Origin of the sequence: Salinisphaera sp. G21_0, from assembly GCF_017744115.1 — a bacterium.
Classification (GTDB): Bacteria; Pseudomonadota; Gammaproteobacteria; order Pseudomonadales; family Endozoicomonadaceae; genus Endozoicomonas.
Window position 1 is genome coordinate 1 of record NZ_JAGHQW010000186.1, and the last position, 1,051, is coordinate 1,051.

The 1,051-nt window shown below is 46.9% G+C and carries 1 protein-coding gene; it reads left to right on the forward strand.

Going from position 1 to position 1,051, the window contains the following annotated elements:
• Positions 1–59: 59 nt before the first annotated feature.
• Positions 60–1,051: hypothetical protein (locus J7439_RS25565; RefSeq protein ID WP_209204876.1), on the forward strand; the 992-nt coding region annotated here is incomplete at its 3' end.

Consider the following 1,051-nt stretch of genomic DNA (forward strand, 5'->3'; position numbering starts at 1 on the left):
CCATTCCTGCACCACTGGCTTTAACAAAATTTGCACTAACGCAACTCCCTGAATCTGAGATGCAGGAATACCTTGAACTTTGCAGAAACCTGAAGCCAGCCCCAACTCAGGAACAGTGGTATGCATTAAAACCACTTTGCCAACAGCTTGGCCAGCGATTTGACTTCACGCAATCTAAACGCACGATGCTGGAGATTCTCTGGCAACAATCAGAAGATAACCGCTCAAAATACGCGGATAAGATGGATGAGCTATTCAAAACCTTGCCCACCATCTCACAGTGGCGCGGGTTACATCGGGTGCTTGGACAACACAAAATGCAGCAATTCATGGATGCCTGTCTTGACTATCAGGCTACACCTGAAACCGCTCCTGATGTCACGATTCAGCAACGGTTGCTGGAAGGAATGCTGCTCACAAACCACTCTCTACCTGAACAAGAGAAAATACCGGATCTCTGCTTTTCAAACCGAGTGGCAACAGATGATAAAAGAGGGGTGATGGTCGGTGGTAATCCCGCCATGTCGGGCCAGGAACGACTGTGGCACTTTATCACGGCCATGTTAATTGAGCTTGAACAAACAGAATATCAATTCAAGAATCAAAGACTAACCGTTTTGCCAGACGATGGCGATCCGGTTGTACTCCAAAATCCAGAGTTTACCCCGAGAGATAACGGCTTTGTTATAAAGAACTGGACATTGCAACAGTTAACCGCCTTTTTCAAGGCAACCGAGTTCACAGAACAATGGTATAAAAAGCCTCAGGACAAGCGCGATCCCTATGCGATCAGGCTTGAGGCAAAATTAGCCCAAATGAAAGCGAGAACCAAAGAGCCCAAGAAAGCCAAGCCTGAAAAAATACCACACCTGGTGGCACCCTCTCTGATTATCAGTCTAATCAATTACAATAAACCATTAAAGCCTGCGGTCTGGTCATCTCTTGAACACTATGCCAGCAGCGGCCAGCTAAACGCCCGTTTATGCACGGCACTCAGCCCGGTTATCAAAGATGATAAAGACGGCATTGTTCCAGACCTCGTTAAGAAAGC